The organism is Mesobacillus sp. ABV4_180, assembly GCF_056158485.1.
On sequence record NZ_JBSWTJ010000001.1, the window covers coordinates 111,628 to 126,752 of the forward strand.

Sequence of the window (15,125 nt, forward strand, 5' to 3'; positions counted from 1 at the left end):
AAAAATAGACATGAAAGGATGTGGACTATGATTCTAAAATACCGTTATGAATCAGCAGAATTAAAAATGATGAATCTCCTCGAATCCCGAATGGAATTCAGCGAAAAAGAAAAACAGCGACACTTCAGCCTCAGAAAAGGCTATGAAGGCGAAGTCCAATTCGATGAATGGATGGAAAGTCTTGAAATTGAACACCTGACATTGAACGACCTGCTCCTGGAAAGGAATGATACCACGTTTCAAATCGATTCGAGCGTCATTGTGCAAAATGCCCTCCTTCTCTTCGAGGTTAAAAATAGCGAGGGAGACTACTACTACGAAGATGAACGTCTCAAAATAATGAACGGCACAGAAGTCAAAGACCCCCTGCTCCAATTAGAGCGAAGCACCTCCCTGCTCCGGCAGCTGCTGAACAGCCTCGGCTTCCACCTAGAAATTGAGTCCTACATTGTGTTCATCAACCCCGAATTCACCCTATTCCATGCCCCAAAGAATGCAAACATCATATTGCCAAGCCAGTTAAACCGCTTCATGAAAAAACTGAACAAGAAACATTCGAAACTGAATAACATGCATAAAAAACTAGCAGAGAAGCTTCTTGAACGGCATAAAGTGGATAACCCATACAAACGAATGCCGGTTTATGATTACGAGAGATTGAAGAAAGGGATTTTTTGTGGGGGATGCCATACTATTTTAGACACTATAGTAAAAAGGGATTTCGTCTGCAGTCATTGTGGAAGCCATGAAAAAATTGATGATGCCGTGATGCGGAGTGTTGCGGAAATTAAGTTGCTTTTTCCTGAGAGGAAAATTACAACTGCTCTTGTTTATGAATGGTGTAATCATATATTATCTAAGAAAATCCTAAGAAGAATATTATCAAAAAACATGGTGCTTATTAGAAAAAACAAACTGAGCTTTTTTAAGTAATGTTTCATGCTTGATTCAGCTTTAGTCTTTTATCTGTTCCCTTTCGTGCTGATTCACCACTCGTTCGGGCACTCAAACTGCTTTTCCGTTCCCTTTGGTACTGGATCACCACTCGTTCAGGCACTCAAACTGCTTTTCCGTTCCCTTTTGTGCTGAATCATCACTCGTTTGGGCACGCAAACTGCTTTTCCCTTCCCTTTTGTGCTGAATCATCACTCGTTTGGGCACGCAAACTGCTTTTCCGTTCCCTTTTGTGCTGATTCACCACTCGTTCGGGCACGCAAACTGCTTTTCCGTTCCCTTTGGTACTGGATCACCACTCGTTCAGGCACTCAAACTGCTTTTCCGTTCCCTTTTGTGCTGAATCATCACTCGTTTGGGCACGCAAACTGCTTTTCCCTTCCCTTTTGTGCTGAATCATCACTCGTTTGGGCACGCAAACTGCTTTTCCGTTCCCTTTTGTGCTGAATCATCACTCGTTTGGGCACGCAAACTGCTTTTCCGTTCCCTTTCGTGCTGAATCAACACTCGTTCGGGCACTCAAACTCCTTTTCCCTTCCCTTTCGTACTGATCCACCACTCGTTCGGGCACGCAAATTGCTTTTCCGTTCCCTTTCGTGCTGAAACAACACTCGTTTGGGCACGCAAACTGCTTTTCCGTTCCCTTTTGTGCTGAATCATCACTCGTTTGGGCACGCAAACTGCTTTTCCGTTCCCTTTCGTGCTGGATCACCACTTATTTGGGCACGCAAACTCTTAATACACACCTTTTAATCTAATCATCATATAAAAAAAACCCAGCCAACACAAAATGCTGACTGGGTATATCACCAATATTATTCAACCGTTACCGATTTAGCCAAGTTCCTTGGCTTATCGACGTCACAGTCGCGGTGCAATGCTGCGTAGTAAGAGATCAACTGCAGCGGGATTACTGAGATAAGAGGTGTTAATAGGCTGTGCACTTCTGGGATGACAAAGCGGTCTTCGTCTGTTTCCAGTCCATTCATGGAGATGATGCACGGGTTTGCACCGCGGGCTACGACTTCTTTGACGTTTCCACGGATGCTCAGGTTTACAAACTCTTGTGTAGCAAGGGCGATGACTGGTGTGCCTTCTTCGATCAGGGCGATCGTTCCGTGCTTCAGTTCTCCGCCTGCGAAGCCTTCTGCCTGGATGTACGAAATTTCCTTCAGCTTCAATGCGCCTTCAAGGCCTACATAGAAGTCGATTCCGCGTCCGATGAAGAATGCGTTTCTTGTTACAGTCAGGTACTCGCGCGCGATGCTTTCGAATTCTTCTTTGTCGTCGCAAAGTGCTTCCATAGCAGTCGCTACGATTCCCAGTTCCTGTACAAGGTCAAAGTCAACATCATGACCAAGGCCGCGAGCTGTTACTTCTGCTAAAATAGCAAGGACAGCAAGCTGTGCTGTATATGCTTTTGTTGAGGCTACAGCAATTTCAGGTCCAGCATGAAGAAGAAGAGTGTAATCTGCTTCACGGGATAGCGTAGAACCAGGAACATTCGTGATCGTAAGAGCTTTGTAGCCCATTTCCTTCACTTGAACAAGAACCTGGCGGCTGTCCGCCGTTTCACCGCTCTGTGAAATGAAGATGAACAATGGCTTTTGAGAAAGAAGCGGCATGTTGTAGCCGAACTCACTTGAGATATGGACTTCAACAGGAATCTTCGCCAATTTTTCAATGAACTGCTTGCCGACAAGGCCTGCGTGATAGGAAGTACCAGCAGCGATGATGTAGATGCGGTCCGCATCCTTCATTGCAGCTACAATGTCAGAGTCGATTTCAAGCGCACCTTCGCCATCCTGGTAGTTCTGGATGATTTTGCGCATTACAAGCGGCTGCTCGTCGATTTCCTTGAGCATGTAGTGTGGGTAGGTTCCCTTTTCGATATCGCTTGCATCAAGCTCTGCTGTGTAAGGAGCGCGTGTGATTACTTCTCCTTCAAGGTTCTTGATTGTCACTTCGTCTTTTGTGACAAGAACCATTTCCTTGTCCATCAGTTCAACGTATTGGCTAGTTACCTGAATCATTGCCATTGCATCACTTGCTACAACATTAAAACCTTCACCAAGGCCGACTAGAAGCGGGCTCTTGTTTTTAGCTACATAAATCGTCTCGTTATCCTGCTCATCGATCAGGGCAAGTGCATATGAACCATGTAAAAGTGTCAGCGTTTTGCGGAATGCGTCTTCCACGCTCAGACCTTCGTTTACGAACAGTTCAAGCAACTGTACGATGACTTCAGTATCTGTCTCACTTTTCAATTCAACATTTTGCAAATACTCGCGCTTCAATAAATCGTAGTTTTCGATGACACCATTGTGGACAAGAGTCAATCTTCCAGTAGTGCTCTGGTGAGGGTGAGCATTCACCTTGCTTGGAGGACCGTGAGTAGCCCAGCGAGTATGGCCAATTCCTGCGTTTGCCATTACATCCAGGTCAACTGCGTTGCGAAGGTCTGCAATGCGTCCTTTTTCTTTGAAAACATGAACTCCGTTGCCATTGATTACTGCGATCCCGGCAGAGTCATATCCTCTATATTCAAGCTTTTCAAGCCCTTTTAATAAAATTTCTTTCGAGTCATTATTTCCAATATATCCAACGATACCACACATAACTTCTATTCCTCCTGTTACGACAGGGGGCAAGAAGCCTCTTAAAAACAGGGGCGGCTTGCCCCCTTATCTCATATATATTTTTTTGAGGTGTTACCCCGTTAGTTTAGCATCCCCATCTCTTTGTGCATTAAGTTGCCTTAATGTTTTAAAGAAGGAATTCGCGGCTGTGCTTTCAGCCGGGAGGCATCCGCCGAATATTCGATAAACCTCCACCTCGTCAACTAATCCATTTGTCGGTCAAGGACTAGTCCTGGCGCTTTAGTTTTTTCCAATCCTGTAAAACCTCTGCCCACCTTTCACATTAAATTTGTTTTTTTTACAAAAACAGGATTATCATACATGATACTCATGAATCCGTCAAGTGAAAAAAAGGAAAACAGCCTACCCGTTCAAATACCCTCAATAGATAAGCTAAAACTTCCCTTCATAAAAAAATATGCATAAGGGCTCTATTTTGTGCTGAATGCCCTTATGCATATGATGCTCATTTCTATTCTTTCAATCCCATTTCTTCTTCAACAACCGCTGCGATGCGGTTCACGTATTCCTGGCAAAGCTCTGCAGATGGTGCTTCTGCCATGACACGTACCAATGGCTCAGTTCCCGATGGTCGAACGAGGATGCGTCCATTTCCGTTCATTTCCGCTTCTACCTGATCAATCACAGCTTTTACTTTCTCGTTATCTGTTACATGATGCTTGTCTGTCACGCGGATATTCACAAGAACCTGAGGATACTTCTTCATTTCAGCAGCAAGCTCGGAAAGCGGCTTGTTCGTTGCCTTTATGATATTTGCAAGCTGAAGACCTGTCAGCAGGCCGTCACCAGTCGTATTGTAGTCAAGGAAGATGATGTGGCCGGATTGCTCGCCGCCAAGATTGTATCCATTCTTCTTCATCTCTTCTACGACATAACGGTCACCAACCGCTGTCTGGACGCTCTGGATGCCATTTTCCTCAAGCCCCTTGTAAAAGCCCAGGTTGCTCATTACGGTAGAAACGACAGTACCCTGCTTCAGCTGTCCTCTTTCTTTCAGGAACTTGCCGCAAATATACATGATCTGGTCGCCGTCAACAATGTTCCCTTTTTCATCAACCGCAATCAGGCGGTCGCCATCTCCATCAAACGCAAGACCAAGGTCTGCACCCTTTTCCTTTAAAAATGCAGCCAATGCTTCAGGATGGGTAGATCCGACACCGTCATTGATATTCAGACCGTTCGGGGATGCTCCCATTGTCGAGATGTCCGCATCGAGATCTGCAAATAAATGTGTAGCCAATGAAGAAGTTGCTCCATGAGCGCAGTCCAGCGCAATATGTAGTCCTGTGAAATCTTCATCAACTGATTGCTTCAAGTATTGAAGGTACTTCTGTCCGCCCTCAAAATAATCATTTACCTGTCCAAGGTCAGCCCCAACAGGTCGAGGAAGCTCATCCACTTCCAAATCCATCAATTGCTCGATTTCATTTTCCTGGTCGTCCGAAAGTTTGTAACCATCCGGGCCAAAGAACTTGATGCCATTATCCGCCACCGGGTTGTGAGAAGCGGAGATCATGACACCTGCCTGTGCACCAAGAGCCTTAGTCAAATAAGATACACCAGGTGTAGAGATGACGCCGAGCCTCATGACTTCGGCTCCGATCGATAATAAGCCGGCTACTAGCGCTCCTTCAAGCATGTGGCCAGAAATACGTGTGTCACGGCCAATTAACACCTTTGGACGATCATGTTCCTTTGTCAGGACATAGCCTCCAAAACGGCCAAGTTTAAAAGCCAATTCTGGTGTCAATTCACTATTTGCAACACCGCGTACTCCGTCTGTACCGAAATATTTACCCATTCTTAAAATCTCTCCTTGTATGAAAAATTGCAGTCAATTTATGCTTCTTTTTTCGCAACTGATATATTGGCTTTTCCTCTATCCAGTTTCCACGTAATATTTTGAGGCGCGGATACCTTCATATCGATCTCATGGTTACCGTCAGCCAAACCTGACACATCGATCGATATTTTAAAATCATCAGCGGCCAGCGGGGAGACAATATCACTCGGCCCCACCACGGTAATGTTCATTTGTCCGTCTTGTGGGTTAAGGAAATCTACCTCATACCCCTCATCTGCACCTTCAATTTCAATCGGGATATTGGAAATCTTCTTCTCCGATGCCTTCGTGACATTGACGGTAACCTTCACTGTCTCCGGTGCCACCTTGACCACGCCATTCCCGATGATTACTGGGAGGGTGATTTCGGAATCCTCATCAATTTCACTTACATCCACCTCTACACGGACGCTCTCCACTTTAGAAAGAACATCTGGGTCGGCAATGATTTCAGCTTCCTCCGTCTCTAAATCAATGGAATCTATCGTTACTCCGCTTGGAGGGTTTCCTTTACGGACAATATCAATCGGTACCTTTTTGCTTGAGCTTTTGACCGGGATGGTTACTTCGACCATTTGCGGTTCTACATCGACATCAAGCTTATTCATTTCTTTATCTAATACAAGGACACTTGCTTCACGTGTGATTGTTTCAGATATTTTCCCTGAAGAATTGACAGTCGCCTTGACATAAGTGATTCTGTCGACAACATCCTTGGCGCCTGTTATCTGGACACTATTCGGCTCTACTGTAGGTTTCTCCGCGATATAGCCTTCTTCGACGATGTTTCCGCTGAACTCTGCCTCAACCTTGAATTCCTTCGTCACTTTCTCCTGGACAGAAACATTTGCATATCCAGGTTCAATTGTTACGGTGAGGCGATCAGATACATCCTTAATTGTTATTGGTACACGTTGCTTGCCCATTTCTGCGTCAGTCAGGTCTACGAACACTTCAAAGTTCCTTAATGTCTTAGCCTGCTGCACAAGGTTTTTAGGCCCTTGGAGTGTCACAGAAACGGTCTCCGGAACCCCTGATACGACCAGGGTGTCGGTGTCATAAATTCTTTTTACCGGTACATCTTCAATGATCTCGACCTTTTCGTCGGATGGGACATTCACATCACCAGGCTTGCTAGGGTCATTTTTAGGAACAGACCCAAAGAGCAAGATTGCAAGGACAAGGGCAACAACCTTTATGAACCATGGGTTATCCATCCATCTATCCATTTTTCTTCCCCCTCCAGTTCCAGCGGGTAGAAGCTGCCTGTTTGATTCTTGATGGTGAAATCAACTCTGCTGCCAGCAGTTCCCTTAGCGTTTCACCGCTCAAGTCACGGTAAAGCTCGCCGTTCCGGGTAACCGAAACATTTCCTGTCTCCTCAGAAACGACAATCGTTATGCTGTCGGTTACTTCACTGATTCCAAGCGCAGCCCTGTGTCTAGTGCCCAGCTCCTTCGAAATGAACGGACTTTCTGACAGCGGCAAATAACATGCCGCAGCAGCTACGATGTTTTTCTGTATGACAACAGCTCCATCATGAAGCGGTGTATTCGGGATGAACAGATTAATAAGCAATTCAGAAGAAATTTTCGACTGAAGCGGAATGCCTGTTTCTATGTAATCACTCATTCCCGTTTCTCTTTCAATTGAAATCAACGCTCCGATTCGGCGTTTAGCCATATAATCGGTTGCCTTGATAATGGCCTCCACCATCTTTTCTTCATCTTCCTCTTCCTGCAGCCCCGATCTGGCAAAAAGCCGCCCTCGGCCGAGCTGCTCGAGCGCCCGTCTTAATTCGGGCTGGAATATGATGATAATGGCCAGGAATCCCCAGGTTAACACTTGCTCCATCATCCAGCTGAGCGTGTTCAATCCGAAGAAATCACTGACAAACTTTACAATCAGGATGACAAAGATCCCTTTTAAAAGCTGGACAGCCTTCGTTCCACGAATGATCGCAATCAGCTTATAAATGACGAACCAAACCAGGAGTATGTCAACAATATTGGCTAGATATTCTAAGATATCGAAATCCGCAAACGACATTGCACTTCCTCCAATAGTTTAGTAAGGGCTTATTTTCGCAATGCGGCGAAAACAGCTTTTTGATTAAAAGCGGAAGTTGAAGATGATCAATGCACACTTCAGCCTATAAAACAAAGATAACTTTTTCATTATAACATAAGAGCACTTTAAAATAATAATGATGTCATACGTCTGCAATTTAGTCGCCCAGATAACCTAAAAAACAGTCACTCCTATTGGAATGACTGTTCCTTTTCATCGTTTTCAAAAAGGTCTACTGCGTTCTTTACTGTCTTTTTGATATGATACCAGATCCATTCAAACACTTCATTGACCTCTGTTATTTCTCCTGTCACATTACCTGCAGAAGCCAGGTATTTCTCACCCTTGATCAATTCACCGTTGATCACTGTGACATTGCCCTGGACCTCACCCTCGATCTTGACTTTGCCGTTGCGGACCACAACGTCTCCCTTGACCACTTCACCTTCAGGAACGATGACGGTGTCATTTTCCACGACCAGGTTCGGCTGCTTGGATACGGAGAACTGGTGCTCTTCGTTCCAGGTCGTCAAGATGCTTCCTGCCATTAAAGCCAGGAACAGAGAGGCCGCTGTCAATAATGGATGGCTCCTGAACCATCGCTGGATTTCCGTCTTCTTCTTTTCTTTCGGCAACCCAGCCATTACCTTCGAGGTAAAATCATCTGGTGCCTGGATATGCGAGGTACTTTGCACAAGAGCGATTGCTTTGTTCAGCTCCCTGAAGTATTCCTGGCAATCTGTACAGCTCTGTAGATGCTCTCTTAAAATCTTTTCATGTTCTTCAGATATTTCATCATCTAAATATTCATGCATATAGTCAATAATATGTTCGGGACATTTCATTTTCTTTCACCTCACCTTATACGTTTCGCAGTTGCTGCCTTAAGGCTTCTCTTCCTCGATGGATCCTCGTCTTTACTGTGCCAAGCGGGAGATCCAGAATTTCGCTGATCTCATTCAGGCTTAGCTCCTCAATATACTTTAATACGATGACTGATCTATATTTATCGGGTAATTTTGAAATTTCTTTTTGAATCCTGTCCTGCAGTTCGATACTTTCAACCTCATCCTCTGGCAATGGGGTTTCAGAAGGGACTTGTGAATACATCGTCAAGCCTTCCGTGCCCGGTACTTCTGCATCAAGAAAATAATCTGGTTTCTTTTTGCGGATCCTGTCAATGCAAAGGTTGGTAGCAATCCTATAAAGCCAGGTTGAAAATTTCAAGCTTTGATTGAAACTGTTAATATTGATATATGCACGGATAAAGGCTTCCTGTGAAATATCCTCTGCCTCATGCCGATTGCCGAGCATACGGTAGCAAAGCTGAAATACCTTGTCCTTGTATATTTCAACAATCTCCCCATAGGCATTCTGGTCTCCTTTGATGACCTGTTTTATTCTGTGTTTTACGATCGTCTCCATTATTTTACCTCCGCGCTTTATGCGGCTAATCGATATACGAATCGATTCCGGAAAAGGTTTCATTTTTTTATAAAAACTTTATTTATATATGTATTAGACAAAACGTTCATTTCTTCTCGCAGGATTTCTTATAATGCAGCTCTGCGAAAAAAGTCTAAAAAACTCGACAAGTTAATATTAACAAATTTTTACCAGTTTGGTTTAAAAAGTTTTTTACAGGGTATAAATGGACTATATTTAGTGAAAGCGAGGAATTTTCGCAATGTGTGCAGAAGCTTTGTTGAAGGATATTGAAAATTGCCGTAAAGAAATGGTTGAACTGGCCGCAAAAACCTCGCTGTCAAATCAACGAGTGGTAGATATTAGCATAAAACTCGACCATTTATTAAATAAATATTATCACTTATCTTCAAAAAAGACAGTTCTATATTAATGATAAAAAGAGCAGTAGCCCAAAATCTGGCCGCTGCTCTTATTTTTTTACAGGTTAATAAAATTATATTCCTGTTGCTATTCTGGATTACAATAGTTTTTCACCAAATAACGATCCCATCAAAGCCACTGCTGCAACTGCTGTTCTGTTCTTTTCGTCAAGAATCGGATTTACCTCAACGAATTCCGCAGAAGTGATGATTTTTGCTTCTGCCAGCATTTCCATTGCCAGGTGGCTCTCACGGTAGCTGATTCCGCCCATCACCGGTGTCCCCACTCCTGGTGCATCTGTAGGATCCAATCCATCAAGATCAAGTGACAGGTGAACACCATCTGTCTTTTCTTTTAGATAATTAATTGTTTCTTCCATTACCGCAGCCATTCCAAGTCGATCAATTTCATGCATAGTAAAGACTTTGATGCCGAGTTCCTTAATTAACTTCTTCTCACCATCATCAAGAGCACGCGCCCCGATTATCACGATGTTTTCCGGCTTTACCTTAGGTGCGTAACCACCTAATTGCGTAAGCATTTCATGGCCAAGACCGATGCTGGCAGCCAGTGGCATGCCGTGGATATTTCCTGATGGTGACGTTTCTGCTGTGTTTAAATCCCCATGTGCGTCATACCATATGACCCCAAGGTTTTTATAATGCTTCGAAACCCCTGCCAATGTACCAATGGCAATGCTATGGTCCCCACCTAAAACTAGCGGAAATGAACCCGACTCAATGATTTTATCGACTTCATCAGCAAGCAGATTATTTTTTTCAGCAACCAGCTCCAGATTGCGGAGGTTGCTGTTAGGATCAATCTTCACCTCTGGCCTGCCGACGGCGATATCACCTAAATCCTCTATCTCATCAAATAACACTCTTAATCTTTCATTGATACCTGCATAGCGAATCGCACTCGGGCCCATGTCGACTCCCCTTCTCATCTGACCCAGGTCCATCGGCATGCCAATAATTGAAAGTTTCTTCATATAATTCTCCCCCTTGCATTCTCTCATCTCTCCCCTTATTTTAAACGCTTTCATTTCAATGACTCAACTGGACAATTTAATGAATATATATACGGTTTCGAATTGATTGAATTAATAGTCATAATAGGTGTGCGGGGGAAAATTATAAAGCCCTCTGCTTCTAAGCATAAAAAAAGCCATAAACCCTGTTGGATTTATGACTGAAATGGTATTTATGTAGTGTGATGGTGGAGCCTAGCGGGATCGAACCGCTGACCTCCTGCGTGCAAGGCAGGCGCTCTCCCAGCTGAGCTAAGGCCCCATATGGAGCGGAAGACGGGATTCGAACCCGCGACCCCAACCTTGGCAAGGTTGTATTCTACCACTGAACTACTTCCGCGTATCATTTATTATATCGATAAAACCCCTAAAAATAAAGGGTTAAGTTTATCCTTAGGGGTCCTAACATAAGTGAGCCATGAAGGACTCGAACCTTCGACCCTCTGATTAAAAGTCAGATGCTCTACCGACTGAGCTAATGGCTCATAGGATATAATCTACCCTATTCATCGTCTCTTTAGCACCTTTTAATGCAAAAAAGAAAATAAAAATGGCTGGGCTAGATGGATTCGAACCAACGCATGACGGAGTCAAAGTCCGTTGCCTTACCGCTTGGCTATAGCCCAATGAAAAAATAAAAAGGACATCAATTGCTTGTCCAATTTTGATATGTATTAAAATGGTGGAGGGGGACGGATTCGAACCGCCGAACCCTGAGGGAGCGGATTTACAGTCCGCCGCGTTTAGCCACTTCGCTACCCCTCCACATATGGTGCCGGCGAGAGGACTTGAACCCCCAACCTACTGATTACAAGTCAGTTGCTCTACCAATTGAGCTACACCGGCAAAATGTGTATTTCACTGTGTGAAAAATAATGGTGGAGGATGACGGGATCGAACCGCCGACCCTCTGCTTGTAAGGCAGATGCTCTCCCAGCTGAGCTAATCCTCCATTAGTATGTTCCTTGTTGTAAAAAAACTAAGTGACCCCTACGGGATTCGAACCCGTGTTACCGCCGTGAAAGGGCGGTGTCTTAACCGCTTGACCAAGGGGCCATATAATAATATTTTGAGAGCTTCCAAGCGGGCTCGAACCGCTGACCTCTTCCTTACCATGGAAGTGCTCTACCTGCTGAGCTATGGAAGCATTTTGCTGCCAGCTCAAATGACTTTCGTCATTTAGAGATAATGGCTCCGCAGGTAGGATTCGAACCTACGACCGCTCGGTTAACAGCCGAGTGCTCTACCACTGAGCTACTGCGGAATAATGGTAATTTAACATAACTCTTGCAGATGATTCGGTTGCCTCATCTTAGTAGTTTGTCCAAGATGAAATTGCAACATTGCCCGGCGGCGTCCTACTCTCACAGGGGGAAACCCCCAACTACCATCGGCGCTGAGAAACTTAACTTCCGTGTTCGGTATGGGAACGGGTGTGACCTTCTCGCCATCGCCACCAGACAATTTTTCAAGAACAATATTTATTATACTGTCTTTTATGCATTTTTCAAGAGAAATTTTCATTCCCTCAAAACTAGATAATGTTGTAAGAAGAATTCAAGAAGAACGAATGATCTATTTGGTTAAGTCCTCGAACGATTAGTATCAGTCAGCTCCACACGTCACCGCGCTTCCACCTCTGACCTATCAACCTGATCATCTTTCAGGGTTCTTACTAGCTTGCGCTATGGGAAATCTCATCTTGAGGGGGGCTTCATGCTTAGATGCTTTCAGCACTTATCCCGTCCGCACATAGCTACCCAGCGATGCCTTTGGCAAGACAACTGGTACACCAGCGGTGCGTCCATCCCGGTCCTCTCGTACTAAGGACAGCTCCTCTCAAATTTCCTGCGCCCACGACGGATAGGGACCGAACTGTCTCACGACGTTCTGAACCCAGCTCGCGTACCGCTTTAATGGGCGAACAGCCCAACCCTTGGGACCGACTACAGCCCCAGGATGCGATGAGCCGACATCGAGGTGCCAAACCTCCCCGTCGATGTGGACTCTTGGGGGAGATAAGCCTGTTATCCCCGGGGTAGCTTTTATCCGTTGAGCGATGGCCCTTCCATGCGGAACCACCGGATCACTAAGCCCGACTTTCGTCCCTGCTCGACTTGTAGGTCTCGCAGTCAAGCTCCCTTGTGCCTTTACACTCTGCGAATGATTTCCAACCATTCTGAGGGAACCTTTGGGCGCCTCCGTTACTCTTTAGGAGGCGACCGCCCCAGTCAAACTGCCCACCTGACACTGTCTCCCGCCCCGATCAGGGGCGCGGGTTAGAATTTCAATACAGCCAGGGTAGTATCCCACCGACGCCTCCACCGAAGCTGGCGCTCCGGTTTCTCAGGCTCCTACCTATCCTGTACAAGCTGTACCAAAATTCAATATCAGGCTACAGTAAAGCTCCACGGGGTCTTTCCGTCCTGTCGCGGGTAACCTGCATCTTCACAGGTACTATAATTTCACCGAGTCTCTCGTTGAGACAGTGCCCAGATCGTTACGCCTTTCGTGCGGGTCGGAACTTACCCGACAAGGAATTTCGCTACCTTAGGACCGTTATAGTTACGGCCGCCGTTTACTGGGGCTTCGATTCAGAGCTTCGCGTGAGCTAACCCCTCCTCTTAACCTTCCAGCACCGGGCAGGCGTCAGCCCCTATACTTCGCCTTGCGGCTTCGCAGAGACCTGTGTTTTTGCTAAACAGTCGCCTGGGCCTATTCACTGCGGCTCATCCGGGCTATTCACCCAAATGAGCACCCCTTCTCCCGAAGTTACGGGGTCATTTTGCCGAGTTCCTTAACGAGAGTTCTCTCGCTCACCTTAGGATTCTCTCCTCGCCTACCTGTGTCGGTTTGCGGTACGGGCACCATTTATCTCGCTAGAGGCTTTTCTTGGCAGTGTGGAATCAGGAACTTCGGTACTAAATTTCCCTCGCTGTCACAGCTCAGCCTTCACGCAAGCGGGATTTGCCTCACTTGCAGCCTAACTGCTTAGACGCGCATATCCAACAGCGCGCTTACCCTATCCTCCTGCGTCCCCCCGTCGCTCAAACGATAAAGAGGTGGTACAGGAATATCAACCTGTTGTCCATCGCCTACGCCTTTCGGCCTCGGCTTAGGTCCCGACTAACCCTGAGAGGACGAGCCTTCCTCAGGAAACCTTAGGCATTCGGTGGATGGGATTCTCACCCATCTTTCGCTACTCATACCGGCATTCTCACTTCTAAGCGCTCCACCAGTCCTTACGGTCTAGCTTCAACGCCCTTAGAACGCTCTCCTACCACTGACATCTAAGATGTCAATCCACAGCTTCGGTGATACGTTTAGCCCCGGTACATTTTCGGCGCAGAGTCACTCGACCAGTGAGCTATTACGCACTCTTTAAATGGTGGCTGCTTCTAAGCCAACATCCTGGTTGTCTAAGCAACTCCACATCCTTTTCCACTTAACGTATACTTTGGGACCTTAGCTGGTGGTCTGGGCTGTTTCCCTTTTGACTACGGATCTTATCACTCGCAGTCTGACTCCCACGGATAAGTCTTTGGCATTCGGAGTTTGTCTGAATTCGGTAACCCGATGAGGGCCCCTAGTCCAAACAGTGCTCTACCTCCAAGACTCTTACAACGTGAGGCTAGCCCTAAAGCTATTTCGGAGAGAACCAGCTATCTCCAAGTTCGATTGGAATTTCTCCGCTACCCACACCTCATCCCCGCACTTTTCAACGTGCGTGGGTTCGGGCCTCCAGTTGGTGTTACCCAACCTTCACCCTGGACATGGGTAGATCACCTGGTTTCGGGTCTACGACCACATACTCATTCGCCCTATTCAGACTCGCTTTCGCTGCGGCTCCGTCTCTTCAACTTAACCTTGCATGTAATCGTAACTCGCCGGTTCATTCTACAAAAGGCACGCCATCACCCATGAACGGGCTCTGACTACTTGTAGGCACACGGTTTCAGGATCTCTTTCACTCCCCTTCCGGGGTGCTTTTCACCTTTCCCTCACGGTACTGGTTCACTATCGGTCACTAGGGAGTATTTAGCCTTGGGAGATGGTCCTCCCAGCTTCCGACGGGATTTCTCGTGTCCCGCCGTACTCAGGATCCACTCAGGAGGGAACGAAGTTTCAATTACAGGGTTTTTACCTTCTCTGACGGGCCTTTCCAGACCACTTCATCTACCCCGTTCCTTTGTAACTCCATGTAGAGTGTCCTACAACCCCAAGAGGCAAGCCTCTTGGTTTGGGCTATGTCCCGTTTCGCTCGCCGCTACTCAGGGAATCGCGTTTGCTTTCTCTTCCTCCGGGTACTTAGATGTTTCAGTTCCCCGGGTCTGCCTTCAATACCCTATGTATTCAGGTAAAGATACTGTTCCATTACGAACAGTGGGTTTCCCCATTCGGAAATCTCCGGATCAAAGCTTACTTACAGCTCCCCGAAGCATATCGGTGTTAGTCCCGTCCTTCATCGGCTCCTAGTGCCAAGGCATCCACCGTGCGCCCTTTCTAACTTAACCTAAAAGGTCATTTCTCTAATTGAATAGAGAGAAAACTAAAATGGCGATCACTCGGTTTTTTCTTGGTTCTTCTTACTTACGATTATCTAGTTTTCAAGGAACAAAAAAGTCTTGAGGCACTTGCTCCCTCAAAACTAAACAAACAAGCTAGTCAACAGTACGAACCGTAGGTTCGCATTCCGATTGCCCTTAGGCAATATCCT

9 protein-coding genes, 10 tRNA genes and 2 rRNA genes are annotated in these 15,125 nt (G+C 46.0%); 2 read left to right on the plus strand and 19 right to left on the minus strand.

All coding sequences use genetic code 11. The annotated features are described in order from the left end of the window. The first annotated feature begins 27 nt into the window (after positions 1–27). On the plus strand, positions 28–933 hold the full coding sequence (locus ACXAEA_RS00570; RefSeq protein ID WP_475094068.1) for an NERD domain-containing protein: 906 nt from the start codon (positions 28–30) through the stop codon (positions 931–933). A gap of 836 nt (positions 934–1,769) precedes the next feature. Here ACXAEA_RS00570 and glmS read toward each other — a convergent pair. From glmS to sigW, 6 genes are all read right to left on the minus strand, one after another. Then, positions 1,770–3,572, minus strand: a complete 1,803-nt coding sequence (glmS, locus tag ACXAEA_RS00575; RefSeq protein ID WP_475094069.1) for a glutamine--fructose-6-phosphate transaminase (isomerizing) — start codon at positions 3,570–3,572, stop codon at positions 1,770–1,772. A gap of 493 nt (positions 3,573–4,065) precedes the next feature. Then, on the minus strand, positions 4,066–5,415 hold the full coding sequence (glmM, locus tag ACXAEA_RS00580) for a phosphoglucosamine mutase (RefSeq protein ID WP_475094070.1): 1,350 nt from the start codon (positions 5,413–5,415) through the stop codon (positions 4,066–4,068). Positions 5,416–5,453: 38 nt separating this feature from the next. Then, complete coding sequence (locus tag ACXAEA_RS00585; RefSeq protein WP_475094071.1) at positions 5,454–6,686, minus strand: CdaR family protein; 1,233 nt, start codon at positions 6,684–6,686, stop codon at positions 5,454–5,456. Next, complete coding sequence (gene cdaA / locus ACXAEA_RS00590; protein WP_475094072.1) at positions 6,679–7,506, minus strand: diadenylate cyclase CdaA; 828 nt, start codon at positions 7,504–7,506, stop codon at positions 6,679–6,681. The genes ACXAEA_RS00585 and cdaA overlap by 8 nt, the downstream gene beginning before the upstream one ends. 212 nt (positions 7,507–7,718) lie before the next feature. Further along, positions 7,719–8,372 carry an anti-sigma factor family protein gene (locus ACXAEA_RS00595; RefSeq protein ID WP_475094073.1) on the minus strand — a complete coding sequence of 218 codons (654 nt, stop codon included), beginning with the start codon at positions 8,370–8,372 and terminating at the stop codon, positions 7,719–7,721. 16 nt (positions 8,373–8,388) lie between these two features. Further along, the gene (sigW, locus tag ACXAEA_RS00600) at positions 8,389–8,952 is read right to left on the minus strand and encodes an RNA polymerase sigma factor SigW (RefSeq protein WP_475094074.1); all 564 of its coding nucleotides are present in this window, start codon (positions 8,950–8,952) and stop codon (positions 8,389–8,391) included. A 262-nt stretch (positions 8,953–9,214) separates the two neighbouring features. Here sigW and ACXAEA_RS00605 point away from each other — a divergent pair, with 262 nt between their 5' ends. Next, complete coding sequence (locus tag ACXAEA_RS00605) at positions 9,215–9,385, plus strand: Spo0E family sporulation regulatory protein-aspartic acid phosphatase (RefSeq protein ID WP_475094075.1); 171 nt, start codon at positions 9,215–9,217, stop codon at positions 9,383–9,385. 87 nt (positions 9,386–9,472) lie between these two features. Here ACXAEA_RS00605 and rocF read toward each other — a convergent pair whose 3' ends face one another. From rocF to ACXAEA_RS00670, 13 genes are all read right to left on the minus strand, one after another. Next, complete coding sequence (rocF, locus tag ACXAEA_RS00610) at positions 9,473–10,369, minus strand: arginase (protein ID WP_475094076.1); 897 nt, start codon at positions 10,367–10,369, stop codon at positions 9,473–9,475. 225 nt (positions 10,370–10,594) lie between these two features. Then, positions 10,595–10,670: transfer RNA gene (locus ACXAEA_RS00615), tRNA-Ala, on the minus strand. A gap of 3 nt (positions 10,671–10,673) precedes the next feature. Continuing rightward, positions 10,674–10,748: transfer RNA gene (locus ACXAEA_RS00620), tRNA-Gly, on the minus strand. A 72-nt stretch (positions 10,749–10,820) separates the two neighbouring features. Beyond that, positions 10,821–10,893: transfer RNA gene (locus tag ACXAEA_RS00625), tRNA-Lys, on the minus strand. Between the two features lie 66 nt (positions 10,894–10,959). Beyond that, positions 10,960–11,034, minus strand: a tRNA-Gln gene (locus ACXAEA_RS00630). A 54-nt stretch (positions 11,035–11,088) separates the two neighbouring features. Further along, positions 11,089–11,173 (minus strand) — tRNA-Tyr (locus ACXAEA_RS00635). A gap of 5 nt (positions 11,174–11,178) precedes the next feature. Then, a tRNA-Thr gene (locus tag ACXAEA_RS00640) sits at positions 11,179–11,254 on the minus strand. A gap of 30 nt (positions 11,255–11,284) precedes the next feature. Beyond that, a tRNA-Val gene (locus ACXAEA_RS00645) sits at positions 11,285–11,360 on the minus strand. 32 nt (positions 11,361–11,392) lie between these two features. Continuing rightward, positions 11,393–11,464, minus strand: a tRNA-Glu gene (locus ACXAEA_RS00650). Between the two features lie 18 nt (positions 11,465–11,482). After that, positions 11,483–11,555, minus strand: a tRNA-Thr gene (locus ACXAEA_RS00655). 42 nt (positions 11,556–11,597) lie between these two features. Continuing rightward, positions 11,598–11,672: transfer RNA gene (locus tag ACXAEA_RS00660), tRNA-Asn, on the minus strand. An 81-nt stretch (positions 11,673–11,753) separates the two neighbouring features. Then, positions 11,754–11,869 (minus strand): 5S ribosomal RNA (rrf, locus tag ACXAEA_RS00665). A gap of 118 nt (positions 11,870–11,987) precedes the next feature. Further along, positions 11,988–14,922: ribosomal RNA gene (locus ACXAEA_RS00670) — 23S ribosomal RNA — on the minus strand. Positions 14,923–15,125: the final 203 nt, after the last annotated feature.

What these genes read in the sequence shown, in the direction of transcription:
- rocF (WP_475094076.1), bottom strand. Translation starts at nt 10,369, where the DNA reads ATGAAGAAACTTTCAATTATTGGCATGCCGATGGACCTGGGTCAGATG.
- glmM (WP_475094070.1), bottom strand. Translation starts at nt 5,415, where the DNA reads ATGGGTAAATATTTCGGTACAGACGGAGTACGCGGTGTTGCAAATAGT.
- glmS (WP_475094069.1), bottom strand. Translation starts at nt 3,572, where the DNA reads ATGTGTGGTATCGTTGGATATATTGGAAATAATGACTCGAAAGAAATT.
- ACXAEA_RS00605 (WP_475094075.1), top strand. Translation starts at nt 9,215, where the DNA reads ATGTGTGCAGAAGCTTTGTTGAAGGATATTGAAAATTGCCGTAAAGAA.
- ACXAEA_RS00585 (WP_475094071.1), bottom strand. Translation starts at nt 6,686, where the DNA reads ATGGATAGATGGATGGATAACCCATGGTTCATAAAGGTTGTTGCCCTT.
- sigW (WP_475094074.1), bottom strand. Translation starts at nt 8,952, where the DNA reads ATGGAGACGATCGTAAAACACAGAATAAAACAGGTCATCAAAGGAGAC.
- ACXAEA_RS00595 (WP_475094073.1), bottom strand. Translation starts at nt 8,372, where the DNA reads ATGAAATGTCCCGAACATATTATTGACTATATGCATGAATATTTAGAT.
- ACXAEA_RS00570 (WP_475094068.1), top strand. Translation starts at nt 28, where the DNA reads ATGATTCTAAAATACCGTTATGAATCAGCAGAATTAAAAATGATGAAT.
- cdaA (WP_475094072.1), bottom strand. Translation starts at nt 7,506, where the DNA reads ATGTCGTTTGCGGATTTCGATATCTTAGAATATCTAGCCAATATTGTT.